22 protein-coding genes are annotated in these 25,172 nt (G+C 41.6%); 11 read left to right on the plus strand and 11 right to left on the minus strand.

Annotated elements, in window-relative coordinates; all coding sequences use genetic code 11:
• A partial coding sequence (locus tag ABS301_RS25330; RefSeq protein ID WP_349674818.1) for a collagen-like triple helix repeat-containing protein occupies positions 1–626 on the minus strand: 626 nt, incomplete at its 3' end.
• A 491-nt stretch (positions 627–1,117) separates the two neighbouring features.
• Between ABS301_RS25330 and ABS301_RS25335 the strand changes: the two genes are divergently transcribed.
• Positions 1,118–1,477 (plus strand): cupin domain-containing protein, encoded by a 360-nt coding sequence (locus ABS301_RS25335; protein WP_349674819.1) that lies wholly within the window; start codon positions 1,118–1,120, stop codon positions 1,475–1,477.
• Positions 1,478–1,603: 126 nt separating this feature from the next.
• On the opposite strand, the gene ABS301_RS25340 is transcribed toward ABS301_RS25335, so the two are convergent.
• The 9 genes from ABS301_RS25340 to ABS301_RS25380 form a co-directional block, all read right to left on the minus strand.
• A complete protein-coding gene (locus ABS301_RS25340) occupies positions 1,604–3,964 on the minus strand; it encodes an ABC transporter permease (protein ID WP_349674820.1) in 2,361 nt (786 codons plus the stop codon).
• Positions 3,948–4,643, minus strand: a complete 696-nt coding sequence (locus ABS301_RS25345) for an ABC transporter ATP-binding protein (protein WP_349674821.1) — start codon at positions 4,641–4,643, stop codon at positions 3,948–3,950. Before ABS301_RS25345 ends, ABS301_RS25340 begins: the two co-directional genes overlap by 17 nt.
• Before the next feature lie 69 nt (positions 4,644–4,712).
• Positions 4,713–5,936 carry a sensor histidine kinase gene (locus tag ABS301_RS25350; protein ID WP_349674822.1) on the minus strand — a complete coding sequence of 408 codons (1,224 nt, stop codon included), beginning with the start codon at positions 5,934–5,936 and terminating at the stop codon, positions 4,713–4,715.
• On the minus strand, positions 5,933–6,634 hold the full coding sequence (locus ABS301_RS25355; protein ID WP_349674853.1) for a response regulator transcription factor: 702 nt from the start codon (positions 6,632–6,634) through the stop codon (positions 5,933–5,935). Before ABS301_RS25355 ends, ABS301_RS25350 begins: the two co-directional genes overlap by 4 nt.
• A 31-nt stretch (positions 6,635–6,665) precedes the next feature.
• Positions 6,666–7,589, minus strand: coding sequence for a ketopantoate reductase family protein (locus ABS301_RS25360; RefSeq protein ID WP_349674823.1), 924 nt, complete (start codon positions 7,587–7,589; stop codon positions 6,666–6,668).
• A gap of 139 nt (positions 7,590–7,728) precedes the next feature.
• Positions 7,729–8,748: a saccharopine dehydrogenase NADP-binding domain-containing protein gene (locus ABS301_RS25365; RefSeq protein ID WP_349674824.1), complete on the minus strand. Its 1,020-nt coding sequence runs from the start codon at positions 8,746–8,748 to the stop codon at positions 7,729–7,731.
• Between the two features lie 20 nt (positions 8,749–8,768).
• A complete protein-coding gene (locus ABS301_RS25370; protein ID WP_349674825.1) occupies positions 8,769–10,205 on the minus strand; it encodes a methyltransferase in 1,437 nt (478 codons plus the stop codon).
• A gap of 162 nt (positions 10,206–10,367) precedes the next feature.
• A complete protein-coding gene (locus tag ABS301_RS25375; RefSeq protein WP_349674826.1) occupies positions 10,368–11,306 on the minus strand; it encodes an FAD:protein FMN transferase in 939 nt (312 codons plus the stop codon).
• Between the two features lies 1 nt (position 11,307).
• Positions 11,308–12,246, minus strand: a complete 939-nt coding sequence (locus tag ABS301_RS25380) for a LysR substrate-binding domain-containing protein (protein WP_349674827.1) — start codon at positions 12,244–12,246, stop codon at positions 11,308–11,310.
• A gap of 173 nt (positions 12,247–12,419) precedes the next feature.
• On the opposite strand from ABS301_RS25380, the gene ABS301_RS25385 reads away from it, so the two are divergent.
• The 4 genes from ABS301_RS25385 (at position 12,420) to ABS301_RS25400 (ending at position 17,041) form a co-directional block, all read left to right on the plus strand.
• Complete coding sequence (locus ABS301_RS25385; RefSeq protein ID WP_349674828.1) at positions 12,420–13,019, plus strand: NADPH-dependent FMN reductase; 600 nt, start codon at positions 12,420–12,422, stop codon at positions 13,017–13,019.
• A gap of 14 nt (positions 13,020–13,033) precedes the next feature.
• Complete coding sequence (locus ABS301_RS25390; RefSeq protein ID WP_349674829.1) at positions 13,034–15,457, plus strand: flavocytochrome c; 2,424 nt, start codon at positions 13,034–13,036, stop codon at positions 15,455–15,457.
• A gap of 208 nt (positions 15,458–15,665) precedes the next feature.
• Positions 15,666–16,508 (plus strand): SGNH/GDSL hydrolase family protein, encoded by an 843-nt coding sequence (locus ABS301_RS25395; RefSeq protein ID WP_349674830.1) that lies wholly within the window; start codon positions 15,666–15,668, stop codon positions 16,506–16,508.
• Positions 16,509–16,558: 50 nt separating this feature from the next.
• Positions 16,559–17,041 (plus strand): hypothetical protein, encoded by a 483-nt coding sequence (locus ABS301_RS25400; protein ID WP_349674831.1) that lies wholly within the window; start codon positions 16,559–16,561, stop codon positions 17,039–17,041.
• Between the two features lie 38 nt (positions 17,042–17,079).
• Here ABS301_RS25400 and ABS301_RS25405 read toward each other — a convergent pair whose 3' ends face one another.
• Complete coding sequence (locus ABS301_RS25405) at positions 17,080–18,024, minus strand: LysR family transcriptional regulator (protein ID WP_349674832.1); 945 nt, start codon at positions 18,022–18,024, stop codon at positions 17,080–17,082.
• Between the two features lie 181 nt (positions 18,025–18,205).
• On the opposite strand from ABS301_RS25405, the gene ABS301_RS25410 reads away from it, so the two are divergent.
• From ABS301_RS25410 to ABS301_RS25435, 6 genes are read left to right on the plus strand one after another with little or no spacing between them, the layout of a single operon-like run.
• Positions 18,206–19,039 carry an ABC transporter permease gene (locus tag ABS301_RS25410; protein ID WP_349674833.1) on the plus strand — a complete coding sequence of 278 codons (834 nt, stop codon included), beginning with the start codon at positions 18,206–18,208 and terminating at the stop codon, positions 19,037–19,039.
• Positions 19,032–19,814: an ABC transporter permease gene (locus ABS301_RS25415; protein WP_349674834.1), complete on the plus strand. Its 783-nt coding sequence runs from the start codon at positions 19,032–19,034 to the stop codon at positions 19,812–19,814. Before ABS301_RS25410 ends, ABS301_RS25415 begins: the two co-directional genes overlap by 8 nt.
• Positions 19,815–19,826: 12 nt before the next feature.
• The gene (locus ABS301_RS25420) at positions 19,827–20,864 is read left to right on the plus strand and encodes an ABC transporter ATP-binding protein (RefSeq protein ID WP_349674835.1); all 1,038 of its coding nucleotides are present in this window, start codon (positions 19,827–19,829) and stop codon (positions 20,862–20,864) included.
• 46 nt (positions 20,865–20,910) lie between these two features.
• A complete protein-coding gene (locus tag ABS301_RS25425) occupies positions 20,911–22,017 on the plus strand; it encodes an ABC transporter substrate-binding protein (protein ID WP_349674836.1) in 1,107 nt (368 codons plus the stop codon).
• Positions 22,018–22,028: 11 nt separating this feature from the next.
• Positions 22,029–23,741, plus strand: a complete 1,713-nt coding sequence (locus ABS301_RS25430; RefSeq protein ID WP_349674837.1) for an adenine deaminase C-terminal domain-containing protein — start codon at positions 22,029–22,031, stop codon at positions 23,739–23,741.
• A gap of 5 nt (positions 23,742–23,746) precedes the next feature.
• Entirely contained in the window at positions 23,747–25,087 is a 1,341-nt protein-coding gene (locus ABS301_RS25435) for an amidohydrolase (RefSeq protein ID WP_349674838.1), read from the plus strand.
• Positions 25,088–25,172 lie beyond the last annotated feature (85 nt).

The following is a 25,172-nucleotide window of genomic DNA, read 5'->3' on the forward strand; positions in this document are numbered from 1 at the left end:
GGCCCAGTATTGCCAGTAGGCCCGGTGTCGCCGGTAGGCCCAGTATCGCCGGTAGGCCCGGCGTTCCCAGTCGGCCCAGTGTCACCGGCAGGTCCAGTAGGTCCAGTGTCGCCGGTAGGCCCAGTCGGCCCGGTGTCACCGGTAGAACCAGTATCGCCGGTAGGTCCGGTATCGCCAGTGGGCCCAGTCGGTCCAGTCGGCCCAGTCGGCCCGGCTGTAGTATCGTCATCCTGAACAATTACCATAGTTGATTTTATGGGAACAATTGCAGATAAATATACAATATTGGTACTCGCGTTGACAAGAGACGCCGTCACTGGCGTAGATGTGATTTCCAATATACCTGAACCCACAACTTCCCCGGTCTTTATTGGTGAATTTCCTTTGATATAATCGCCCTGTGAGGATGCTAATGCAAATACAACTCCGTTTGTAGAAGAGGAGGATTGTGTTGATATCAGCCAGTTAAATACATATCTTCCAGGTTCAAAGAAGGTAATAACGCCGGTTACAGGGTTATAACTAATATTACCAGATAGAAATGAAATTGTATCAAAGATAACCGTTTCTGATACAGCTATTGTTCCTAATATATTTCGATCCAGTTGTAAAGCGATATTGCTCATTTTACACCTCTTATTCTTTTACAGAATTACTATCTATTCTGATAAGCACAATTGTTCTTTACAAAAGTACTTATTATATTAATATGCAGACATATTAATTCTTGTATATATATAGTAGAGGCATGGATTGACTGTTATATAAGAAAAGGTTGGCAAATGGACCATTTTGGGTTGTATTATTTCAATAGCTGGCTGTTTTATGGTAGGTTGGGGAGATTTTCAGACGAGCTACAGAGCCTTATTCGGTGATTTTTTAGTTCTTTTGGCAGCTGCAATTATTTGTATGTATTATGAGTATTTTAGGAGAACCAGTTGTAACCTGTATTCTGGCCTATTTCATTTTAAAAGAGGCAATTAAAGTTTAGCAGGGGGGCCGGTATTGTCGCTGTAATTACAGGTTTACTGGTGTTTTTTCTACCTGCAAAAGAAGCGGTGGAAAGCGGAAAAACTACGAATTTTTCCGCAAATGAATCTATAAAAGGAGATATAAAATGGATAAGATTAATTTAGAAGAAAAATTTCAGCTCTTTCACGAATATTGGAGTCCCAGGATTATCGGAGAATTAAACGAATCATACGTAAAAATTGCTAAATTTAAGGGGGAATTCACCTGGCATACCCATGACAACGAAGATGAGATGTTCTATGTGGTAAAAGGCGTACTGACAGTAAAATTCAGAGATAAGGATGTATGCCTGAAGGAGGGAGAAACAATTATTATCCCAAAAGGAGTAGAGCATATGCCTGTTGCGGAGAATGAAGCTCATGTGCTTTTAATTGAACCTAAAAGTACATTAAACACTGGCAACGTTAGAAACAGTCGGACTGTTGAAGACCTGGAGAGAATTTAATAAATACCCTCATTTTTTCCTTAAAAACAAAAGGCAGATTCTGTAGAAGCTGCCTTTTAAAATTATCTTTTGCTCATAATAACGCCAATAACAGGTGGCGAATGAGAGGTTCGGCTTATCATATTATTACTGTGCACTTATGGTATCTGCAATGGACATATCGCAAATGCGTTTTACTGGACCTCGTACAGCCAGGATAACGGATAATAAGACAATTGTTATGATAATGGACATTTGTATAAATGGGACATTCCACTGTTCGCCCCAGTGAGAAGTTACCAGCTTTGCGTACAGGAACTTATTCAGCATTAACCCGAAAACACTGCCGAAGATACATCCCGTAATTGCATAGGCAGAGGCTTCGGCAACAATCATATTTATCAGCTGGCGGTTACTCAGGCCGATTGCACGAAATGCTCCATACTGCTTCATACGGGAGGAGACACTCATGGCAATGCTATTTACAATATTGAATATGGTAATTAAAGCAATCAAAGCCATAAAGCCATAAATAAACAATCCAAAAGAGTAATACGAACCAATTACGCTGCGATTGCCGGAGCGTACATCAGAAAAGGTGACATCCATACCAACTGTTCTATGAATTTCATCAACATCAGCATCCGTTGCGTTCTTAGATAACTTCAAATCGATAATTGTATAATCCATTTCGCCGGTCAGCTGCCGAAAGGTATTTTCAGAACAGATTATTGTTCCAGCGTCAGGTGCGTTGTTAAAGGGGCTGGAAGAAAGAGATCCGACTATTTTTATATCCGACGTTTGCCCCCCAATGTGCAGAGTAGCCGTATCTCCGGTTTTTATGATATTTTGCGGTCTAAAAACAATCAGTCCGGTATTGCTTTTCTGTTGGACGGAATCGAAAGATCCATCCAGTAAATAATTCTTAGCCCATCTGAATTGGTTTTCCTCATAAGAAATTAAATCCACCTTTTTTTCCTGACCATTCACCGTAACCGGTACGTTATAGGCAAACATTCGCCCGTATACCTGCTTAACCGCCGGATTTTTCTTGAGTTTTTTCAATAAGCCACTACGAATCGAACAGGTATTATCCGTGCTGACAATGGATAAATCCGGAGTCCATGGCTTCAAGGGAGTAAGGGAATGCTGCATAAAATCTATTGTGACCGAAAACGCTAAAAAAAGAGTAATGCTTAGTGAAAAGGAAGCTACCATCAAAATAAAATTCTTTTTACTGGCTTTCGCATGATGGAAACCAAGAGCAGTATCAATTTTAAATAGTGTTGTATTTGCAGCTTTGCGCACAGGCTGCAGAGAATTTGCATTTCCGGATACGGCTGCCAGTGGCGAAACCCTGGCAGCTCTTTTGGCTGGTGAACGAGCCGCCAGCAGAACCGTCAGGATTCCTACACAGATACCGGCCATGATACTGGGCAGGCTTATTCCGAATGCAGGCATTTCGGCAAAGTATTCCGGACTGAGAAAACGTAGTAAGGCGCACAAGATCCAAATGATAACGACTCCCGAAGAAATGCCTGACGGTATTGCAAACTTACACCAGCCAAGGGCTTCCCTCCGGACGAATCTCATCAACTGCTTTGGTGTGGCACCGATACAGCGCATCATTCCAAAAAATTCCGTGCGCTGTGCCACATTGCTGTTTAGGCTGCTTGCAATCATCATAATGCCTGCCAGCAAAACTAATAGAAATAAAACAGAAGCTGAACGATAGATTTGCATCATAAAAGAATTTCCGCTTTGACCAAGTAAGCCCAGCAGCTTCGTATTTTCCGAAACCTGTTCGTCCGAAAGTCCCAGTTGAGACTTCATATCGGCGATTGTACTTCGTATATTGCTATGAGTAGAAAACTGTACAAAAAAGATGCTGTTATACTCGGCGGGTTGACCATTTAAGACTCCAGGATATAAGGAGCGAAACGCCTGGGTAGTCAGGCAAACTGCGTAGGAGTCTTCTTTCATTGTTTTTGCAGCATTTTTAGTAAATCCAGAGATCGTGAATTCATAGCTGGTACCATCAGGCCCATTGACTGAAATGGAATCTCCGATTTGCAAGCCAAGCATTGTCTTTGCGTTTTCGGTAACCATGGCCTCATGGTCATCTTGTGGAAACGCTCCGTCCCGAATGTCCTGAGTTTGCATTTTAGTAATCCAGTCTTTATCACTTCCCGCTATAATCACGTTTTTTCCCGCTACAGTATAGCCTTGTTCTCCCCTGAAATTTAGGACACCATACCAGGAAGATGCAGTTACATCCGGTCGTGCAGAAATCAGGGCGGCTTGTTCTTCATTCACGTTTCGGATCATCACATGCCAATTACCGTCCTCGATACGGGCCTGCATGATCTGGCTGCGTATAAACATGTCAGCCATACCAAAAATAGTTGTGACTAGAAACACCGCTAAGACAATGCAGAATACAGACATTCTGTTCTGCCTTTTATGGACTTTGGCTGAAATGGGAACAAGGTCAAGATAACTTTTCATTCTCTTTGCCTCCCAAATCCGTCAGAACTCCATCTGAAACCCGCAGCACGCGGTCTACTGAGGTGGTCAGATGATTGTTATGTGTAATCATCAGAATCGTTTGCTGATAAAGGCGGGATGCCCTGACCAGTAAATCAATTACATCCTGACTGTTTTTGCTGTCCAGATTTCCGGTGGGTTCATCCGCCAGGATCAGTTTGGGCCTAGTGATCAGTGCCCGTCCAATGGCAACACGCTGCTGCTGCCCGCCGGATAATTGGCCAGGCAGATGATGGCGGCGTTCTAAAAGCCCTAAGACTTCTAAAATTTCATTTACAGCCGATTGATCGGGTTTTCTGTAATCCAGAAGAATGGGAAGCATAATATTTTGCTCCACAGTCAATTCTGCAACAAGCTGGAACGACTGAAATACAAAGCCGATATTGCGCCGCCTGAAAATGGTACGCTGTTCTTCTTTCATTGAGAATAAATCATTTCCGTCCATATAGATATTCCCGGCAGTAGGGGTATCCAGGGCTCCAATACAATTAAGCAGCGTACTTTTACCGGAACCTGATTCTCCAACTACTGCAGCAAATTCTCCCTGTGCTAATGTAAAAGAGACATCTTTCAGGGCATTTACCTGATTTTCACCGTTTCCGTAGGTTTTTGACAAATGCCGTACTTTTAAAATCTCCATATTATTAGTACCTCCTTTCTGAAGAGAATAACAGGTACATCTTACAATCGGGTGAATAACAGCTTACAGTTACGTAAGGAAGGAAAGCGTAAAAGCTGTCCCTTCCTGCAGTGCGCTTTGAACGGAGATGATGCCCCCCTGACCCTCAACAATGGCTTTTGCCAGTGACAGGCCCAGACCGATTCCCTGGGTATCCAGAGATTTTCTGCTGCGGTAAAAACGTTTAAATACGTGATGCAAATCTTCCGGTGCAATACCGGAGCCATTATCTGTAATCATGATGCGCAGCATGGCAGGGGTCCGCTTCCATGTAACGTGGATTTTTTCTCCCGAATCGGTATGATCCAAAGCATTTTTAACTATATTTCCAATCGCTTCGCAGGTCCACTGCTTATCGCAAATGAGGGTTTCTTCCGGTAATTCCTCAACGATAATTTCTTTTCCCTCACGGGCTGCCCTCGTTGTCAGTTCACTGGCAGCCTGGGCAATTAATTCCGATAAACAACAGCTTTCTTTTTCAAAAACAATACTGCCGGCGTCCAATCGGGTTATTTTCAGCATGACTTGAATCAGTTGTTCCATACGCTTTAGCGCTAATTCTGTTTTTTGGGAGTATTCTATTACGGTTTGAACCTGTTCCGGTTCCTCAGAAATGATTTCATGATACATAGTAAGAGCCGCAAGTGGTGTTTTCAGCTGATGTGAGATGTCTGATATAGTACTTTTTAAAAAATCTTTTGCTTTCTTCTCAGCTTCGTTTTTTGACTGCAGGATTATAGCAAGCTGATCTACACAGGCAAAGAGACGATATATGGTTCCTTCTTTCATTAGCGGCATGTGGTAAGAAAAATCGCCTTCTGTAAAATTGGTAATTACCTTTGCTGCCTGCAGATAGAGTTGCTCTCTTTTCCATAAAAAAATAAATGATCCAGCCAAAAGCAAAGAGGATAGAATCACGCTAAAAAGCAGCATACAGTATATGGAAATCTTATGAAACTCATCAATAAAGGGAAGAAATCTGATTGCGGTATGGTTTGTTACACCTATATTAGCAAGCAGAGTTGCTCCTTCCTGGCTGCTTGTTGTACTGGTAATGGCTTTGGCAATTACATCTTTTGAAACACCCTGTTGGAAAAGAGAGGTGACAACGGCATTGTCGTGAGATAGAAACAGACCATGCATGGCTTTTACCTGAACAGCATTCAAACCAATGACAGAAAGAAAAATCAGCAAAACGAGAGCTAAAATAAAGGCGGTATAATGTTTGATTTGCTTATCTTGAAAAAGGTTCATACAGACACCTCATTCCACTGATAGCCAAAACCCCGGATGGTGATTAAATGCTCCGGATGGGAAGGATCAGCTTCAATTTTTTCACGGAGCCGGCGAACGTAAACAGAAAGAGTATTATCGTCCACAAAGTCGCCTGTATTGTCCCACAGTTCATTTAAAATTTGATTGCGGGTAATGACTCGGTTAGAATTTCTTATTAATAAGCAGATAAGACGGTATTCTGCGCTGGTTAAATCCAGAGCTTTTTCATTTAACAGCACCCTGCTTCCTAAAAGATCAATCCAAATATCACCACATTCTATTACAGTAAGGTTATTTTCACTGGATTTTCCCGCGCGGCGCAGTAAGGCACGAATCCGGGAACAAAGCTCACCCAGTTTAAACGGTTTTGTTACATAGTCATCGCCGCCGCTGTCCAGCCCACGAATGACATTTACCTCTTCATCGGAAGCTGTTAAAAATAGAATCGGAATCTGATATCCCTGTTTTCTAACTTTTTCACATACTTCAAAACCCGTTCCATCCGGTAATGTCACATCAAGAATTAGTAAGTCAAATTGATGGATTTTGGGTAAACAGCCTATGGCGCCTTCTACGGTACGGACAAGTTCAACATCAAAGCCATTGCGCTTTAATGAATATTTCAATCCATCTACTAAACTGATATCATCTTCTAAAAGTAAAATCCGATCGCTCATCATACCTCCTCCTTTTGCTTCTGGGTTGGATTTAAGAAATATAATTGGATTCCATATCTTTGATTTTTTCATAAAGCATATCATTTACGGGAACAGAAAGACCGTGTTTAGCGGCAAGTCTGCGTACTGTACCTGAAAACATCTCTACTTCCGATGGTCTGTGGGCGATCCCATCCTGACGCATGGATGGAACTCCCTCAGGTGAAAGGGTTTTTAAGAGTTCTATGTAAGCTTCCAGGTCGCCTTCTGTCAGGGTAATGCCTTCTTTTTGTGCAAGCAATATTACTTCTCTCATAGCTCCGACTAATGTATCGTATCGGGTACCTGGAGTAAGCGCCTGGGAATAATTGACCTCATATGCCATACAGGTCTGATTGATTCCAACATTTAACATGAATTTACCCCAGAGCCTTTTTGAAAAATCGCTCTCGGTACGATAGGAGATTCTGGCGGAATCAAAATATCTGGTTAAGGCATTGAGCCGATTTTCCTGCCCCTTTATTCTGGTGCCAAGACACAATTCTCCGGATCTGGTATAGCTTAAATCGGTACCGAACTTCATGGCATCCATTCCCTGGGCAATACAATAGAGTACTTTTTCATCTCCATAGCGTCTGCCTGCGATCGCTTCGCTGTCAATCCCGTTCATAACGGAGATTATGGTGGTATCAGGACCCACTGAGGAAGCCATTATATCCAGTGCTGATGGCAGTGCGTTGTATTTAACGGCTATAATTATTAAATCTGCAGGACATGCATGTTCAGGCGCTTTCATGGGAAAAGACCAGGGGGTTCCATTTATTGTAAAAGTCATTTTCTGATAGCGCCCGATTCGTTTCTGGTCAGCAAGAAAATAGACGGAATCAGGTCCAAATGCAGAGTTGATCTGGCTTGCGTATAACATACCCAGTGCACCCATTCCTATGACGGCAGTCTTTTTTATTTCTTTGTTCATGTTGTCCCTCCCTGGAATTAAATTACCAAAATATAAGTTATAAAATTAATCTTATCATAGATGTCTTGCTTTTGAAATATGAAGATCCATTATCTGGCAATCCAAAAGCAGGATTACTTCCTGACAAATGAATAAAAAATCACAACTCTGCTGTTTTCTGAAGCGTTAACTGAAACAAATCATTGTCTACGATATCTTCTATATTTAAAATATCTGATATTTCCATAATTCCCTTTTTTAATGTGGGATCTGCCATTCGCTTTGCTGATTCAGCAGCAATCAGTCCGGTAAATCTTCCTTCGTCATGTCCCCAAGCATACAGGCTTTTTTTACCGGACTGAATAGAAACGATAAAAATATCTGAACCAATTTTAGGATTTCTAAGCAATCGTTCTGCCATATTATATATTTTTTTATATTTTAACAATCTGAGAAGTCCAAGTTTATTTGCCCAATACAGGAATACAGTGATAATAGACTGATAGAACCCCAGATAAGTGGTAAATATCTTATCTTTATATTTATTATTTAACATGTGCTGGTCCACAAAGTTGAAATTAAACGTATAAAACCGCTTCTGCATGCTCTCCACTTTATTTTTTTTAGTAAATGGTCTCATAGATCCGTGTATGTTATGATTGTAGTTTCTGGTGAAATTATCGAGAGTCCATTTTATGGCAGCATCTCCGTGTTTTTCGCCCATCCCTAAAATAAGCTGTAAATCAATATTTTTTTCTGTAGGATACATTTGTACAAATTTTTCTGCCAGAAGATTTGTAAGTCCAGGAGCAAGACCAATGCCCAGCAAAATTTTGCTTGTACTCTTAAGTTTAAGTTTACGAATCTTGTCAATATATTCTGAATTTGCAGTGACATCCATATAATCAATTCCGTTTTTATCACAATATTCTACCAGCAGGGTATTTTCCTGATCGACACAAACAATAACCCAGCCTACATTCTGTAACAGTGCAAAATCAATGTGAAGAATATCCATTACGCAGATTTCTGCTTTTAGTTGTTCTTTTTGAATGAACCTTTTCATTTTCTCTTCATTTCGTCCTGCCAGGATCAAACTGTAGTTTTTCAGTTCTTTCGTAATAGACTGGCCTACCTTACCATGCCCGCCAATAATCATGATTTTACGATCTGGGTTCATTTTCGTTCTCCTCTTTCGGATTATGAGTGATTTTGTATTAAACCTATAGCATGTTCTAAAAATCCTTTCATAATTGCCAGATTTTCACTGGATGTACCATTAAGAAAATCAAAAAGTGATCGATCATTATCATTATGATATTTTTCATGAGCCCTGTAGGCAGCATTTCCCTTCTCCGTCAAATAAAGTAAATAGCGTTTTTTATCTTCCGGATCATCTCTTTTGACGATTAAATCTCTCTCTGATAATTTCTGTAATGTTTTATGAACAACCGGTCTTGTTATACCATATTTTCGCGCAAGCTCAGCACTGTGAATCCCCGGATAATCTCCAATTGTTTTAATCATGTGAATTTCTCCACGATGAAATGTCATATCCTCACTTCCGAAATTGAGAATATTCGTTTTAGAATTTGAAATACTTTCCGTTAATTCAATAAATGAATTGATTACATCTTTTGAATTCACAGATTCATTCTTTTCCTCTTTTCTGTAAACGTAACCCTCAAACATAGCAACCCTCACCCTGTCTATTGGAGTAAGACCACATGTTTGTAATGCTATTTCTATATCCTGAGCGCCAGGAGGTAAGGGGATGCCATCCATAAACCCTGACAGCCAGCTTAACATATTTGCAGGAACAGCATCTTTTTCATCTGCAAACTGCCCTATAATAAACAAATAACCTCCATTTTCTAACGAGTCAGACACTTTCTTCATAAAATCAGTCAGATCGCCCTCAACAAAGTTCAGAACGCCTGAGGCAATAATCATATTATAAAGTCCGCCTAAAGGGTCATTATTGAAATCACCTGAAATCACCTGAACCTTTTGCTGTACCCCATATTTCCCCACAATCTCCCTTGTAACTTTAGAAACATCCGGCGTTTCCATAACCGTTGCCTTACTGTTTGGGAAATGTTTTATCAGTTCAACATCCAGAATGCCTGCTCCGCCTCCCAGATCCAGAATGTTGAGACACTCATTATTATCAGGAAACAGCTTGTTTACTTCATTTATAAATGCCTGTACACGTCCGGAGTACATTTCCGGAATAGACAAACGGGCAAGTTCAGAAAAATCATAAGTCTCATTATTTACGGAAGATACTGACTTTATCTTTTCTTCCAGTTGTCCAAGAGAGGTCATCTTTTCCCGAAATAGGAGCGTATCACCAAGAAACACCTTGCTGTTGCGTGATAAAAAATTTCTTGTTTCTAATGTATTTCTAAAATATTCTTCCTGCTTATTCACCAAACCACAGGAGACCAGTGATAACAGCATGAGTTCCATTTGATGTTTGTCACAATTAATTGATTCTGCCACAGTTTGTGCAGTTTGAGGTGTATCAAGATAGGAAAAAATATTCAAACGTATTGCAGCAAAAAGCAACTGAGCCTCCTGGTAATTGTGCATGACTTTATAATAACGCTTTGGACTGTTTTCTACTTCAAACATAAATCACTTCTCCTTTATTATAATAATTATTCTTACTATTGTTATCCTAGCATACATGTAGTTTGTTTGTCAATGAAACATTATTGGTTTGCACAGGAAAAGCCCACCATCAGCGGTAATGCAATTGGTGGGCTTAAAGCAGGAGTGTCTTGAAGTGTTATATTACATACTTAATGGATGAATTCGTCCCATAAGATTTTCCGTGCAGGCCAATTTTCCATCTAAGGTTATTACGACAGCACCCAAATCTTTCATATTGTTCATTTTACGAATGATTGACACTGCATCCAGTCCAAATAATTCTGTGGTATAAATATCACAGTCCAGGGACCGGTTGGCGACCACAGTCAGAGAAGCAATATTGCTTTCCATAGGATAGCCGGTTTTGCTGTTAAAAATATGATGGTATTTACTGCCTTCCTTTTCAAGAACTCTTTCGTAAATTCCTGATGTTACAACCGACTGATTCCTTATTTTAACCAGTGCAGCCGCATTTCCTCTGGGCAAAAACGGGTTCTGGATTCCCACATTCCAGTCACTGCCATCGGAGGGGGAGTCTCCATGCACCAGCACATTGCCGCCCATATCTACCATAGCCGAGACCGCACCATGATCTTTAAAAAACTCCATGACTTTATCTGCGAAATAGCCCTTGGCAATGGCTCCCAGGTCTATTTCCATCCCTTTTTTTTGAAGTAAGACGGTTTTGTTCTCCTCATTAAGCTGTATTAATTCAGGATTTAAAAGCTCCAGCACTTTTTCTATGGACTCTTTATCCGGCACATGTGTTTCGGTAAAACCGATTCTCCATAGCTTTATTAACGGTCCGATTGCTATGTTTAAAAATGAATTTTCATTCAGACTATGCTTTTTTCCCGTTTTTATCAGTTCATACAGCTCCTCATCCACCTTTTGGGGAGCGGTACCAGCCATATTTTTAATCATCGCAAGCTGGGAATGATCACTGTTGGCACTAAAGATCTCATTATAACGGATCAGCATTTCTTCCGCCTTATTTGCCAGCATTTCAGTTTCTTCTCCCTTAATAGAAAGGGATATTTTTGTTCCCATAAGATATATAATCTTTGTATACTCTGTCATTTCATTCTCCCAGATCGGAATTGTTCTGCCCATGAATCAAAAAGGTATTTATCAGGTCATGATCAATGTTGGATAGTTTTCTTTCATTGTGGTATGCTATGAAGTAGTCTAAGCTCAGTTCGTCTATGGGTATCTGATAGAGATTGTATTCCGACGGACTTTCCTTCACATAGACGCTTTCGGGAATAAAGGTGATTCCTAAATTACCTGTGGCAAGCTTCCGAATCGTATTGATTTCTGTGCTCTCCATAATTATGTTGGGTTCAACCTTATAAAGGTTTAGCAATTGATCAATCTGTTTTCTTATGGCGGAACCTTTTGAGGTGAGAACCAGCTTCTGGCATAAGATTTTACTCATGTCGATGCTGCCTTCTGGGATGACGGCTGTATCTTCCTGATACAGATCACTGCAGCGCGGAATCACAGCCCGGTATCTGTGTCTGCCCCAGCTGACAGAATTTAAGTTGGGTGAAATATTTCTTGAATTTTGCCCGATCCAGAAATCCAGTTCATTGTTTTGAATCAGCTTCTCATTTTTTTCTGGAAAGTCCTCTGCTAACTCGATTCTGCAGTCTGGATGCAGGGTAAGAAAATCTGGCAGAAAAAGAGGCAGAAGATAGGTGCCAAGGCTGGTAAGAATCCCTATTTTGATCACTGTTTTGTCAATATCTGACACATCGGATATTTCCCTTAACAGCTTTGCATAATTATTTTCTAATGAGGTCAGATATTGATAATAGATCTTTCCCTGTTCGGTTAACCGATAAGGCAGCTTATTCCGGGTGATCAGTTCGCAGTTTAATTCATTTTCCACTCGCTTAATCACCTGCGTCAGATAAGGTTGAGAAATATAAAGGGATTTAGCAGCCTTGCCATAGTTACTGTATTTTAAAATGGCATCGATATAATACAGAATATCCTGAGAAGAGATTTTCGACATTTTATTCCTTTCTTTGAGAAATAATTTGCTATTTTGCTATTATTTTTGATTATAACAAATTTGTTATCAAACTTCAATAAATAACTATTAGATAATATAGATACGATGTGTTAAAATTATGTCAAACACATAATTACAACTGTGAGAACTTAATGGATAGGAAGGAGATTACTATGAAATATTTAGCAATCGTAGGCACGAATTCAGATGTGTCAACTAATCGCATGCTGCTTCAATTTATGCAAAAACATTTTTCCAGTGAGGCAGAGATTGAATTATATGAAATTAAAGATTTACCAGCCTTTATGGAACCAGAGGATTCTGAAGTTCCAGAAAAGGTAGAGGAAATGTCCAATAAAATTTTAAATGCAGACGGCGTTATTATAGCAACTCCGGAGTATGATCATGCCATACCAGCCGTATTAAAGAGTGCTCTTGAATGGATCAGCTATACAAGTCAGGCGCTTACGGATAAGCCTGTTTTAATTGTAGGGGCATCCCATGGTACACTTGGTTCATCCCGTGCACAGGCCCACTTAAGACAGATTCTTGATTCCCCTGAGCTGGCAGCCAGAATTATGCCAAGCAGTGAGTTCCTGTTAGGAAAATCACAAGCCGCATTTGATAATGCCGGAGATCTCATCTATCCGGACAAGTTAACGGAGCTTGATGAAATTTTCAGGGAATTTGTTCTGTATACGGATATCACGACGAAACTTTTGGCAGAAAAGGTTCAGAAGAAAAACGCAAAAAAATTCACTTGGCAAGAGTAGGAGGATTCATATCAATGAAATTTATAGCAATTGTTGGAACGAATGCAAAAAAATCATATAATCGTAAACTCCTTCAGTTTATGAAAAAACATTTTGAATCAAAAGCAGAGATTGAAGTACTTGATATCACAGATGTTCCCATGTTTAATCAGTCTGATAACCAGTCCTACGGTGATGTGATCCAGATGTTCAATAATAAGATCACAGAGTGTGACGGTGTTATTATGGCTACTCCTGAATACAATCATTCCATTCCGTCCGGACTTAAAAGTCTGATCGAGTGGCTGAGCTTTGATCTCCATCCACTTGCAGGCAAGCCGGTAATGATCGTTGGCGCCTCTTTAGGAACACAGGGATCTTCTCGTGCACAGCTCCATCTTCGCCAGATCCTGGATGCACCGGGTGTGGATGCAAATGTAATGCCAGGTTATGAGTTTTTACTGGGAAATGCAAGCAAGGCATTTAATGAAGCAGGTGATCTGGTTAATGAAGGAACGATTGATTTCCTGGATATCTGTTTCCTTCGCTTTATGCGTTTTGCCACCATCTCAAATCAGCTTAATGAGGAAGAGGATTTTTCCTTTACTCCTGGCGAATATGAAGTAAACGCAATCGGTCACAGCGGAAATCTTCCAATGAAGGTGTCCTTCAGCGAAAAACGAATTGAAAGCATTAATATAGATACCAAAGGCGAAACCGAAGGAATCGCAGATGTAGTATTTGTAAGAATACCGGATAAAATTATTGAAGGACAGACTCTGAATGTGGATGCACTCTCTGGTGCATCTGAAACCAGCAACGGTGTAATCGATGGTGTTGCAAAAGCAGTGAAGCTTGCCGGAGTCAACCCTGATATACTTAAGAGACGTCCAAAACCTGCCAGCAGCCGGAACAGACAAGATGAAGAGTATACTTGTGATGTGGTAGTTGTTGGCGGAGGCGGCGCCGGACTCAGTGCGGCTGGCACTGCATTACAGAATGGCTCCAGTGTAATTGTACTTGAAAAATATCCGGCAGTAGGCGGAAACACCATACGTTCCGGTGGTCCGGTTAATGCGGCTGATCCTGAGTGGCAGAGAGAGTTTGATGAAAATCCGGGAGAAAGACATACCATCGAGTCATTGTTAGCGACCGATGAGAGCCAGATCCATCCGGAATATTTAGACGATTTCCATGCACTGAAAGAAGAGTTTTCCAAATACCAGGAAAAATTCGGTACTGGAAAAGGTCATTTATTTGATTCTCCTCTTCTTCACAGAATGCAGACCTATTTTGGCGGAAAACGTACCGACTTAAACGGCAACACCATTTACGGGCAGTACGACCTGGTAAAAATCCTTACTGACAGAGCATTAGAGAGTGTAAAATGGCTGGAAGAGATCGGCGTTGAGTATGATAAGAGCGTTGTATTTGCTCCAGTTGGAGCTCTTTGGCGCCGTGGCCATAAGCCAGTGAAAAGCTATGGTACCGCATTTATCCTTTCCCTCACAAAATATGTGGAGGAGCACTCAGGAAAGATTATCACAGACAGTCCTGTAAAAGAATTTATTTTGGAAAATGGCGAGATTGCAGGAGTGATAGCAACTGGTGTCAATGGCCAGAAGATTACAGTCCATGCCAAGGCAGTAGTACTTGCAAGCGGTGGTTTTGGTGCCAATACAAAGATGTTAAAGGAATATAATACCTATTGGAGTGCCATCGATGACAATATAAGAACCACCAATTCCTTTGCTATGACTGGTGATGGAATCCAGCTTGGTAAATCAGTAGGAGCAGCACTGACAGGAATGGGATTTACCCAGATGATGCCTGTTGCCGATCCGGATACAGGTGAGCTGTTTAGTGGAATTCAGGTACCACCGGAAAACTTTGTAATCGTTAATAAAAACGGCAGACGTTTCGTAAATGAGTTCTCAGGCAGAGATGTATTAACAAAAGCGGCTATCGATCAGGGCGGTTTATTCTATCTGATTGCAGATGATGAGATTAAGAAAACAGCTGCCAATACAAGCCAGGAGAAATTAGACCGTCAGGTAGAAGCAGGTACCTTATTCAGAGCCGATACCATCGAAGAACTGGCAGTAAAAGTCGGTATGGATCCTGAAGTTCTTAAGGAAACCATTGTAAAATATAATTCTTATGTAGATGCAGGCTTTGATCCGGAGTTCCATAAGGATACATTCAGCCTGAAAGTGGAGAAGGCACCGTTCTATGCAACTCCAAGAAAGCCAGCTGTTCATCACACCATGGGCGGTCTTAAGATCGACACCAATACTCATGTATTGGATGAAAATGGCCAGCCAATTAAACATCTTTATGCTGCCGGCGAAGTTGCCGGAGGTATTCATGCAGGAAACCGTCTTGGCGGCAACGCATTAACAGATATCTTTACCTTTGGACGAATTGCAGGTAAGACTGCAGTCGATGAAATGAAATAATAATAAGGGCGTATAGACCCAGAGCCGATGGCATGCATAAGTAATTATGCGGTTATCGGCTCTTTCTTTTTATAACTGTATATAATTGGTTACTAAAATTAAAACATAATTGTTGAAATTTAACAAAAAGTAACGAATTTCTCTCAATCCCTATATTATTTCTAATTTGTGCCGATACAAATAAAAGAAAAAGCAGAGGAGTGGGAGTATGAAATCAACAATAAAAAAGATTGTTATCATTGTTTTAGCAGTATTTGCTGCATTGTTAATTGGTGGATACTTACTAATATCCAGCGCCTTGAAAAGAGAGAAAGTCCAGCCTATGGATTTTACACAAAATATGGATTTAAAGAAACCAGACCCGGTAAAAGACCAGCCTTCGGTTTTATTTTTGGGAAACAGTATGACGTATACCAATGACCTGCCGTCTGTATTTACTCAGTTAAGCCAAAGCGGTGGATTTATGGCTGATGTATATGAACTGACAGAAGGTTCCTATCGTCTGGAATATTTTGCTGACCGGGAGGATGAAGTTGGAAGCCAGGTATACGATGCTCTGGAAAATTACACATGGGATTATGTGATTTTACAGGAGCAAAGCGGTATTGCCACCATGGGAGAAGAAACCATGTATTCAGCAGCCAGAACCCTTGATTCCCTGATCCGCCAGGCACAGGGAGAGCCGGTATTTTTCATGACATGGGCTTTTAAAGAAGGGATCTCAATCGATCTTCTGGCAGGGCTTAAATATAGGGAGTCCAGAGATGAGATGCAGACAGAAATAGCCAGCCATTATATCAATATCGCAAAAGAGCTGGATGCCATGCTGGCTCCTGCTGGTATCGCTTTTATGAGATGTTCATCCCAGTTTCCGGAGGTCGAGTTATGGGATGAGGATGAAAACCATCCGTCACCAGCAGGCACTTATCTTTCTGCCTGTGTTTTATATAAAGTTCTTTATGATCAGTCACCGGAGGGGCTTCCATACTTTGGGGATTTAGATGAGCAGACAGCTGGAAAATTACAGCTGATTGCAGCTGGTATCAAATAGCATTCGTTTTTTGCTATTATAGATAAATTATGAAATTGGAGAGAATTAGTATGAAAAGCAAATGGAATGTTACAGTAAACGGAGTGAATCATGAGATTGCATTTAAACCGGGAGCTTTTAAAGCGAAGGCAGTTGTTGACGGTGCTTCAACCCCAATTAAGAACAAAAGCCTGTTTATTCGTCTGTTTGATGTTCCCCTTGATCTTGACGGAACCACAGTTCATCTGACTGCAATAGGCAGAAAAGTTGACCTGGCTGTGGATGGAGTTTATTTAAACTCAAAAGCACCTTACGTTCCTTTCGAAAATATACCGAAATGGACTTACATTTTGTCTGCAATCCTGTCATTAGGTGGCTGGGCATTTTGCGGATTAATCGGGTTGTGTCTTGGTCTGTTGTCAAGCACCCTGATTATCAGCAGATCTGTTACACCACAAAAAAAGAATCTGGCCGTATTTTCCATCTGTGTTACAGGTGTCTGTTTGTTGCTTGATTTGATCATTTTATTTGGAGTCGCAATGATGACCATGTAAAAAGGCGCGTCTGGTTTTCCAGACGCGTTTTCTTTCATTTAATTTGGAAAACAGGCAGCATGCTCGGTTTCATAATATTCTGTGAGAATATCCAAAAATGCTTTGGCGTATTTGGGCAGATACCGGTTTTTCTGATAAGCTGCAATCAGTGTATTATCGTTTCTGGTTTTTCCCACGGAAAGACAGACAGAAGAGGAAGGTTCTCTGTTTCTTAAATAGTGATAATAACTTTCCGGTGCGAAGGCAGCACCCAGCCCCTCCATGGCAAGACGGATGGACATTTCGCTGTTACGGGTATGAAGCAGGATTTCTGGTTCCATTTCATATTCTTCAAAGAGCTTTAATGCGATTCCTCCCGTATTCTGATCAGGATAAAGAAGAATAAAGGATTCCCCGGACAGAAGGCTTAAATCAATCCACGGATATTGAAAGCCTTCTTTTTTGATTGCTTTTTTTGCCAGTGGATTCTCTGCAGATAACACAAGAATCATTTCCTCTTTCCCAATAATCTGATAATCCAGATCAGTAGGAAACTCATGCACATTATAAAAGGTTAAGTCCACCGTATGATCCCTTAAGGTGTGTTCGGCTACAAAATTGACTTCCTCCATCATATTGACGGTGACATTTGGATAAAGCCTGTGAAATCTCATCAGTGTGGGACCAATCAGACTGTTGCCAAGCATGATGGGGAGAGCGATGTTTAGACGGCCGTGGTTATGGTGCATAATATCATCAAATTCAATATTCCATTCCAATCCGTATTCCACTATTTTTTCTGCATAATGAATGTAACGCTCTCCGATATAAGTGGGATAATAACCGCTTCCGACCCGGTCAAATAAACGGGTTCCAAGCTGCTGCTCTAAATTTTTTAAATACTTGCTTAAGGACGGCTGGGAAATAAAAAGCGTTTCCGCAGCTTTGCTGATGCTTTTATTTCTGGAAATTGCAAGAATGTATCGGGCTTCTTTTAAATCCATGGCTGATTTCTCCTTTTTCTTGGTTGCCTATAGCTTTACTGCATAGAAAATATAGATTATATGTATTTGACGTACAGTATATCATAAATTATAATAAATGTATAGATATAAATTAATTGTACTTATAAGTAGTTATAAGAAACAGCAACGTTTGGAGTGCTGAAAGCATGGAGAGGTTAAAATGAAGAAACGCAGTGCATTTGTAATGATAATTCCCGGGCTGGTAATTCTGGCAGTATGTCTGTTCCTTCCGCTTTTGAGAGTATTGATTCCATCTCTTCATACAGGAGAATATCCCTTAAGCGCATATGTGTCATTTTTCCAGGATGAATATTATCGGAAAATCTTTGTAAGAACGGTAAAGGTTGCGTGCTTAACCACCGGATTTTGCATGGTACTTGGAGTTCCCACCGCATATTTTATCAGCCGGTGCGGGAAGAAATGGAGAGGGATCCTCTTGTCTGTTTCCATATTTCCCATGATGACCAATTCTGTAATCCGAAGCTTTGCCTGGATTAATATTTTAGGGAGCAACGGTCTGATTAACCGGATACTGGTTACAGCGGGAATTGTGGAAAAACCCCTTAAGCTGCTTTATACGGACTTTGCCATTATTATTGGTTCGGTTTATTTATTTCTTCCCCTTATGATCGTTACTGTGGCTGGTGTCATGGAAAATATTGGTGATGATATGATGGAGGCGGCTATAAGTCTTGGAGCAAACAGAATCCGTGCTTTTATGAAGGTGATTTTCCCCATGAGCCTGCCGGGCATCATTGTGGGCGGGATTTTAGTATTTACAGGAACCCTGACCGCTTATACCACTCCCCAGCTGTTGGGTGGAAATAAAAACATGGTTCTTTCCACGTTTATTTACCAGAGAGCCATGAGTGTGGGAGACTGGGATGGCGCAGCCGTTATTTCCCTGATCATGATTGTTGTAACACTTGCTGTAATCAAAGGATTCAATTCACTGGCAGCAAGACTGGACAAGAGAGGAGGAGACCATGCGTAAAAATAAGATGCTGACTGTTTTTGCCGTTCTCGTATTTGGTTTTTTAATGTTGCCGCTGATTATTATTACAGTTACCGCTTTTGGCAAGGGCAGTGCAATCACCTTTCCCATAGAATCCTTTTCTGTGAAATGGTTTGTAAAGGTATTTACCACAAAATCCTTCCGTATCTCATTTTTAACCAGTCTTGAGATTGCCATGCTGGCTACCGTCATTGCCCTGCTGGTGGGAATACCAGCAGCCTATGCTCTGGCCAGATCCGGATTAAAGGGTAAAAATCTGATCAAATCCGTTTTTCTTTCCCCTACCATAGTACCGGGAATCGTAATCGGTTTTGTCCTTTATCAGTTCCTGGTTTTAACTTTGAGAGTGCCAGTATTTATGGGATTATTAGCCGGACATTTTATGGTAACCCTGCCCTATGTGATCCGGGTGGTGGGTTCCAGCCTTGAGCAGTTTGATTTTTCCACAGAGGAAGCAGCATGGAGTTTAGGCTGCGGAAAACTCCGTGCATTTTTCCGGGTTGTGCTTCCTAATATTACCTCCGGAATCTCTGCTGCATTCATGCTGGCATTTATCAATTCCTTTAATAACATACCGGTATCCATGTTTCTTTCCGGTCCGGGAGTATCCACCTTTCCGGCGACTTTGATGAATTATATTGAATATAATTATGACCCTACGGTGTCGGCAGTATCCGTATTATTGATGGCGGTTACAGTTCTTATGATGGTAATTGTAGATAAAACACTGGGAATAGCCGCCCTGGCGAAATAGGAGGAATGTGATATGGCATATATGACACTGAAGGATATTGATGTCCGTTATGATAAGAAAAAACAGGTGTTAAAAGGATTAAATCTGGAAGTAAAGGAAGGGGAGCTGGTGTCATTATTAGGCCCCAGCGGGTGTGGGAAAACCACCACTCTTCGTGTTGTAGCTGGATTTATAGAGCCTGAGAACGGAGTATTTTCCCTTGACGGGGAAGACTTAACAAAGGTTCCGGTTCATAAAAGGAACTTTGGTATTGTGTTCCAGAGCTATGCACTGTTCCCTCATCTGAATGTTTATGATAACGTTGCTTTTGGTTTAAAAATGAGAAAGCTTGATAAACAGCAGATTGATCAGAAGGTTAAAAAAATTTTGGAAGTCTGCGGTCTTTCAGAATTTGAAAAACGTTTTCCCCAGCAGATGTCAGGCGGGCAGAGACAGAGAGTTGCCCTTGCAAGAGCCCTGGTAATTGAGCCAAAGCTTTTACTCCTTGACGAGCCCCTTAGCAATTTAGATGCAAAGCTCCGGATCAACATGCGTATGGAGATTAAGCGGATTCAGAAAAAACTTGGGATTACCACCTTATTTGTTACCCATGACCAGGAAGAATGTTTCTCCATCTCTGATAAGGTAGCGGTTATGAATCAGGGAGTGATTGAGCAGTTTGATACCCCGGAGAACATATATCAGAGACCGGAAACAGAATTTGTCGCCAGATTTATCGGTTTTGAAAATTTCCTTACGTTAAATAAAGAAGGGAATGTATATAAAACCCAGGCTGGTACAGTATTTACAGTAGAGTCTGACAGAAACGGCGATTCTCTGGCAGGTACAATCAGGCCGGAAGATATTAGAATTGCAGGCGAGTCGGAAGACCGGAATATTCTTACTGGAACAGTAGGCGTCCGGACATTTTTGGGAAAAAGCTATCAGTATGAAGTGCTGACAGCGGAAGGCAAGTTCCTGGTAAGCAGACCGGCAGAAGAGGTTTATGAAGAGGGCAGTACCATCCGTCTGTATCTTCCTGAGTCAAAGCTCATTCTTGTAAATAAGTAACAACGGCAATAAAGCCGGCAAATGATAAAAAGAGAGGATTAAAATTATGAAAAAAGTATTGGCATTATCTTTATGTGCAGCCATCGCACTGTCAGGCTGCGGCGCTGCTAAGAGTACAGGAGAAAGCACGACTGCAGGAACAGGCACCACTGCAGAGCAGGGCACTGCCCCAGAAAAAAGTGCAGCTGGCGGAGAAAAGAAACTGGTATTATCCACTTACGGATTAAGCGAAGATATTTCGGAAGAAGAAGTATACAAACCTTTTGAAGACCAGTTTGGCTGCAAAATTGTAACAGAGACAGGAAGCACCAATGAGCGTTATACAAAGCTGTCTGCAGATTCTCAGAGCACCATTGATGTAATCGAGTTATCCCAGGCAATGACTGCTAAGGGAATCGAAGAGGGATTATTTGAGACCTTAGATTTATCTAAGATTGAAAACAGCAAGAACTTAATCGTGTCCGCAAAAAACATGGCAGATGCCGGACAGGGTGTTGCCTATACCATTAACAGCATTGGCATTATGTATGATCCAAAAGCGGTTGGATTTGAAATCAACAGCTTTGATGATCTTTGGAAAGCGGAATTAGAAGGAAGCGTTGCAATTCCGGATATCACCACTACCTTCGGTCCTGCTATGGTTTATATGGCAAGCAATCATGCAGGCGTTGATGTTACGACTGATAAGGGAGAGGCTGCTTTTAAGGCACTGGAAGAATTAAAGCCTAACCTGGTTAAGACCTATGCAAAATCTTCTGACTTAATCAATATGTTTACCTCTGGTGAGATCAAAGCTGCTATCGTAGGAGATTTCGGCGTTCCTACCATTAAAGAAGCCAATCCGGATTTAGTGTATGTTACCCCTGATGTGACCTATGCAAACTTCAATACCATCAGTATTACCAAAAACTGCAAGGACAAAGAACTGGCTTATGCATATATCAATTACCGCTTAAGCAAGGAACTTCAGGACAAAACAAGCAAGGCACTCAATGAAGCACCAACCAACAATCAGGTAACGGTTGAAGAAGAAAATGCAAAAAATATGACATACGGGAAAGCTGCTGAAAATGCAAAGGTTCTTGATTATTCCTTTGTAAACCCACTTTTAAAAGACTGGATTGACCAGTGGAACCGTATTATTAACAGCTAAGGAATGAGAATATGAAGGTTGACTTACTGATTCAGAATGGATGGGTCTACCGGACATACAGGCAGTGTTTTGAAAAAGCGGACATTGCAGTAGTGGGGGAAAAGTTTTATGACGTTTCCCCTGCTTCCTGTTATGAGGCGGACCATGTGGTAGATGCAAAGGAAAACTATATCATACCGGGACTGATTGATATCCATATGCATATGGAGAGTTCCATGATCGGACCAGCGGAATTTTCCAGAGCGGTTCTTCCCTGGGGAGTCACGACGGTAGTCGCAGATCCTCATGAGATAGCCAATGTATTTGGAATGGAAGGTATCAGCCGGTTCATGGAAGTAAAAACGGATCTTGATATCTATTATGCCATCCCCTCCAGTGTTCCAGCAGCAGGTGAAGCGTATGAGACTACCGGCGGTGTAATGGGAGAAGAAGAGGTTTTAAAGCTGTTAGAAGACGGCCGGGTCATCTGCCTGGGAGAAGTGATGAATCACAGGGATTTAGTTTCCCAGGAAGATACAAAAATAAAACGCCTGATTAAATTATGCCAGACAGCCAGCCGGGATATTAAGATTGAAGGTCATTGCCCATCTCTTACAGGAAGGGATCTGGCAGCATTTATAAGAGGCGGAGTGGATGCAGATCATACCCAGCAGACGCCGGAGTCTGTCCTGGAAAAAACGGATATGGGCATGTTTCTGGAACTTCAGGCAAAATCCTTAACCAATGATGTGGTATCTGCGGTTGTGTCCCATGAGCTTTATGAAAATGTGGCACTTGTGACAGATGATGTCATGCCGGATCATCTGGTAACCGGACATTTAAACCGGATTCTTCGTCTGGCAGTGGAACAGGGAATGCCTGCAGAGAAGGCTGTTTATTGCAGTACTCTGACTCCAGCCAGAAGAATGGGATTAAACGATCGGGGAATGATAGCACCCGGGAAACTGGCTGATTTTATTATTTTAGAAGATCTGATCCATTTCAATCCTCTGGCAGTTTATAAAAAGGGAAAGCTTTATGAGACCCCTTCTAAAGAAGAAAAGACCAGATATCCCGATGAGTTCTACCAGTCTGTAAAATGCAGAATTGCCTTAGAATCAGACTTTAAACTAAACCGTTGTAAAATAAAGGACGGAGAGGCAGTTGTGTCAGTCATGCAGGTACAGGAGTATGGAACCAGAGTCTGCCATATAAAACGCAGGATTGCAGTAAAAGACCACTGCCTTTGCTGGCAGGACGCAGGGCTGTGCCTTGCTGTGGTTTATGAAAGATACGGCAAAAACGGCAATGTCTCCTACGGTCTGGTAGAGAATGGATTAAAACTTCCAGGCGCTGTGGCAACCACCTGGAGTCATGACAGCCACAACCTTCTGGTTCTTGGAAATTCACCAAAGGATATGCTTCTGGCCCAGAACCGCGTGGTTCACATGCAGGGAGGCTACGTAACAGCCAGAGAGGGAGAGATAACCGCTTTTGTAAATCTTCCTGTAGGCGGAATCCTTTCTGATGAGGGGCTTTATAAGCTTTCCAAAAGCCTGGGAGAAGTTCGCCGGGAGATTGAAGATATGGGATATCAAAACAGCAATGTGATCATGTCCATTTCAACCTTAACTCTGTTGGTTTCTCCGGAGTTAAAGCTCAGTGACAAGGGATTGTTTGATACGAAAGACAGGCAGGGAATTTCCCTGGTGGAAAAATACGAGTATGAAAAAGGAAAAGGTTGAAAAGTGTGAGAACGGTAATTGTAAATGCTACAGTAGTAACCATGAATCAAAAAGGGGAAATCTATAATCCGGGTTTTGTGATGTTTGAAGATGACGTGATCACAATGACAGGAGAAATGAAGGACTTAAAGGGAGATGCCGGCCTGGCGGATGTAACACTGCTGGATGCCAGAAACGCAATCGTAATGCCCGGCATGATAAATCTTCATACCCACATGGGAATGATTCCGTTCCGGGGTCTTGGAGATGACTGTAAGGACCGTCTCCGGGTCTTTCTGATTCCCATGGAGCAAAAATCCATGGATGAAGAACTGGTGTATCTCTCTACCCGCTATGCAGCCGCAGAAATGCTTCTTTCCGGTGTCACCACGGTAATGGATATGTATTATTACGAAGAAGAGGCTGCAAAAGCCATGGATGAGATTGGACTCAGAGCAATCGCCGGGCAGACCGTTATGGATGAGGGAGCCTGTGATTTTAAGGATCCGGGGGAAGCCATTGCCTACGGGGAGAATTTAATTAAGAAATATAAAAACCACCCAAGAATTACCGCCTGCATCGCGCCCCACGGCACCACCACCTGTTCTCCCGATCTATTAAAAGAGGCGTACAGAATTGATTCTTCCTATGGAGTTCCCTTCACCCTTCATACGGCGGAAATGGATTATGAGATGGAATATTTTGAAAAAGAGAAAAACATGACACCAGTCAGTTTTTTAAACAGCATTGGAGTACTTGGAAAAGAAACACTGGCTGCACATTGCATTCATATGACAGAAGAGGATTTAGATCTTCTAAAAGAAAACCACGCGTCCGTTGCCCACTGTATCGGGTCCAATACAAAAGCTGCCAAGGGAGTTGCTCCGGTGAGCGGTATGAATCAGAGAGGGATTGCAGTTGGTCTTGGAACAGACGGACCCGCAAGCGGAAATACGCTGGATATACTGACCCAGATGAAACTGTGTGCAGATTTTCATAAAAATGAGACAAAGGACAGAAGCGCATTTCCTGCAAAAGACATTGTTGAGATGGCAACCATAAAGGGAGCAAAAGCCCTGGGGCTTGATGGCATAACCGGATCTCTGGAACCGGGAAAGCAGGCAGATCTGGTAGTGATAGAGACGGATTCTGCCAATATGTTTCCTGTCTATGATCCCTATTCGGCCCTTGTTTACAGCGCCAATCCGTCCAATGTAGATTCTGTTTATGTGGCCGGAGAATGTCTGGTTGAAGGAAAACGATTGAAAAAAAGCAACATGGAAGAGATTCGAAAATGCCTTTTAAACAAAATGAAACAGACGGATTTTGGAAAATATATGGAGCTTAACCGGGATTTGGATCTGTAAATATAAGGCGGCTGGTATCAGATTTTAAGATCCGGCAACAATATAAAAAGAGGATATAAGTATTTGACAACTATTTGCCCCTGTG

Source organism: Lacrimispora sp., from assembly GCF_031982545.1.
In the GTDB taxonomy this organism is placed as follows: Bacteria; Bacillota; Clostridia; order Lachnospirales; family Lachnospiraceae; genus Lacrimispora.

Coding starts and splice junctions, on each gene's coding strand:
- ABS301_RS25335 (WP_349674819.1), top strand. CDS start 1,118: ATGGATAAGATTAATTTAGAAGAAAAATTTCAGCTCTTTCACGAATAT.
- ABS301_RS25340 (WP_349674820.1), bottom strand. CDS start 3,964: ATGAAAAGTTATCTTGACCTTGTTCCCATTTCAGCCAAAGTCCATAAA.
- ABS301_RS25345 (WP_349674821.1), bottom strand. CDS start 4,643: ATGGAGATTTTAAAAGTACGGCATTTGTCAAAAACCTACGGAAACGGT.
- ABS301_RS25350 (WP_349674822.1), bottom strand. CDS start 5,936: ATGAACCTTTTTCAAGATAAGCAAATCAAACATTATACCGCCTTTATT.
- ABS301_RS25355 (WP_349674853.1), bottom strand. CDS start 6,634: ATGAGCGATCGGATTTTACTTTTAGAAGATGATATCAGTTTAGTAGAT.
- ABS301_RS25360 (WP_349674823.1), bottom strand. CDS start 7,589: ATGAACAAAGAAATAAAAAAGACTGCCGTCATAGGAATGGGTGCACTG.
- ABS301_RS25365 (WP_349674824.1), bottom strand. CDS start 8,748: ATGAACCCAGATCGTAAAATCATGATTATTGGCGGGCATGGTAAGGTA.
- ABS301_RS25370 (WP_349674825.1), bottom strand. CDS start 10,205: ATGTTTGAAGTAGAAAACAGTCCAAAGCGTTATTATAAAGTCATGCAC.
- ABS301_RS25375 (WP_349674826.1), bottom strand. CDS start 11,306: ATGACAGAGTATACAAAGATTATATATCTTATGGGAACAAAAATATCC.
- ABS301_RS25380 (WP_349674827.1), bottom strand. CDS start 12,246: ATGTCGAAAATCTCTTCTCAGGATATTCTGTATTATATCGATGCCATT.
- ABS301_RS25385 (WP_349674828.1), top strand. CDS start 12,420: ATGAAATATTTAGCAATCGTAGGCACGAATTCAGATGTGTCAACTAAT.
- ABS301_RS25390 (WP_349674829.1), top strand. CDS start 13,034: ATGAAATTTATAGCAATTGTTGGAACGAATGCAAAAAAATCATATAAT.
- ABS301_RS25395 (WP_349674830.1), top strand. CDS start 15,666: ATGAAATCAACAATAAAAAAGATTGTTATCATTGTTTTAGCAGTATTT.
- ABS301_RS25400 (WP_349674831.1), top strand. CDS start 16,559: ATGAAAAGCAAATGGAATGTTACAGTAAACGGAGTGAATCATGAGATT.
- ABS301_RS25405 (WP_349674832.1), bottom strand. CDS start 18,024: ATGGATTTAAAAGAAGCCCGATACATTCTTGCAATTTCCAGAAATAAA.
- ABS301_RS25410 (WP_349674833.1), top strand. CDS start 18,206: ATGAAGAAACGCAGTGCATTTGTAATGATAATTCCCGGGCTGGTAATT.
- ABS301_RS25415 (WP_349674834.1), top strand. CDS start 19,032: ATGCGTAAAAATAAGATGCTGACTGTTTTTGCCGTTCTCGTATTTGGT.
- ABS301_RS25420 (WP_349674835.1), top strand. CDS start 19,827: ATGGCATATATGACACTGAAGGATATTGATGTCCGTTATGATAAGAAA.
- ABS301_RS25425 (WP_349674836.1), top strand. CDS start 20,911: ATGAAAAAAGTATTGGCATTATCTTTATGTGCAGCCATCGCACTGTCA.
- ABS301_RS25430 (WP_349674837.1), top strand. CDS start 22,029: ATGAAGGTTGACTTACTGATTCAGAATGGATGGGTCTACCGGACATAC.